At 39.9% G+C, this 1,907-nt stretch carries 1 protein-coding gene and 1 pseudogene; both read right to left on the reverse strand.

Annotated features, from left to right (window positions below; all coding sequences use genetic code 11):
- Positions 1–259, reverse strand: a pseudogene (locus QTO00_RS19040) (outer membrane beta-barrel protein); the annotation flags it as partial.
- Between the two features lie 10 nt (positions 260–269).
- Positions 270–1,679, reverse strand: coding sequence for an undecaprenyl-phosphate glucose phosphotransferase (locus QTO00_RS19045; RefSeq protein WP_331426153.1), 1,410 nt, complete (start codon positions 1,677–1,679; stop codon positions 270–272).
- Between the last annotated feature and the right edge of the window lie 228 nt (positions 1,680–1,907).

Consider the following 1,907-nt stretch of genomic DNA (forward strand, 5'->3'; position numbering starts at 1 on the left):
ATGCAATCTGGTAGGTATTTCCTCCGCGATCCGATTGAAAAGCAATCCCAGGTTCAATGACAAATACCGTTGAGGATTCTGGAGACTCCGCATCAGAATATCGACCGACGTTGTCATTATGTTCAGCTCTACCGTCTAAGATAGGCAGTATTTTTAAACCTGATTGCGTGACATAACCATTACCCTCGAATTTAGCATATACCTGAGATGCAGTTAGAGTAAGTGCCAAAGCGGATAATGCTTGCGTTACTTTGTTCATCATTAATCCTTTAGTAGGCAGTTTTACCCACAAAGCCTTTAAAAATAGTCATTAATATAATTTTCAGATCGAGCGATAAACTCCAGTTCTGAATGTACTTGAGATCATACTCAACACGCTTTTCCATTTTTTCTAGAGTGTCAGTTTCACCTCGGTAACCACTGATCTGCGCGAGGCCGGTGATACCCGGTTTGACCTTATGTCGAAGCATGTATTTATCAACGATTTGACGGTACTCTTCATTGTGAGCCACGGCATGCGGTCTTGGGCCAACAATAGACATTCTTCCTTGGATTACATTGATAAACTGTGGCAGTTCATCGAGAGAAGTCTTGCGGATAAAAGCACCAAACTTGGTGATCCTTGGGTCATTTTTCGTCGCTTGTTTAACAACGTTTCCATTGTCAGTGGCATTCATTGAGCGGAACTTCCAGACTTTTATCGCCTGCCCATCTAACCCATAGCGCATCTGTTTGAATATAATTGGTCCCGGACCAGACAACTTAACGCCAGCCGCGACAAACAATAAAACTGGACTAATAAGTAGAGTGATAATGGATGCGAGTACAACGTCTTCAACTCGTTTAACAACACTTGCTAAGCCATAAAATGGCGTATCTTGAATACTGATTGTCGGACTATTACCAATTGTTCTCCATCGCGCCTGCATCAACTCATAAGTATAGATATCAGGAATTAAGTAAACGCGAGCTGTAGTATCTGAGAACATCTTAACGACATTCTTAACTCGTTGTACTTCTCCCATTGGCAGGGCAATATATACATGACGTATTTCGCGCTTCTTTGCCTTTTCCACCGATTCTTTGATCGTACCTAAAATTGGCTTCACCAGTCCTTCTTTTGCTAGTCGATCCTCGTCGCGATCGTCATAAAAACCAACAAAATCAAGATTTGAAGATTTATCTCTAACAATATCGTGCGCTAATCTAATCCCCGCGTTCGACACACCTACAATAATTGCTTTCTGCTTATATTGGTGCTTCTTATAGTGCGCTCTCAACAGCTGATTAGCTGCTAAGCGGCTTGAAATTAGTAGAACAGGAGTAGTCAACATCCAAGCGGTAATGACAACTCTAGAGTGTATTTCTGTCCATTTAGCAAAGAAGGCGAACAGAAGCAAAACAAGCAGAGTTTTTAACCAAGCTCCAACAATATTTTTAAACTCATGTCGCTGAACAAAAACACCGTTATATCTATACAGACCCGATTGCTCTGCAAAGAATACAAACAAGAGGGCAGAAACCAATCCTGCAATAGTGTAGACTTTTGAATAATCACCCAAATATATTATGGAAATTGCTAGAAGGCATAATATAATTACAATTCCATCAATAATCCGGTACAAGGCGCTTGACTCTTCCTCACCAAATTTAACCTTGCTGTGCGTTGTCATGTCCATATTTACACGATCTACCTTTCTAATGTCGTAGTACTTGGGTTTATTGTGCTTTCATTTCATACCCACACTAAATAGTTATGGCGGGACATATGAGCGAACAGTATTATTGATAGTATTAAAGTAGAAAGTAAAGTCTCATTTTTGATAAACGAAAAAAGTAGCGTTTTTCTTTGAAAGACCATCTCTAAAAATTACAAAATTATTACCAGCAACCCCAATGAATATAGG

It is taken from the genome of Vibrio sp. M260118 (genome assembly GCF_036533755.1).
Lineage (GTDB): Bacteria > Pseudomonadota > Gammaproteobacteria > Enterobacterales > Vibrionaceae > Vibrio.

What these genes read in the sequence shown, in the direction of transcription:
- QTO00_RS19045 (WP_331426153.1), bottom strand. Translation starts at nt 1,679, where the DNA reads ATGGACATGACAACGCACAGCAAGGTTAAATTTGGTGAGGAAGAGTCA.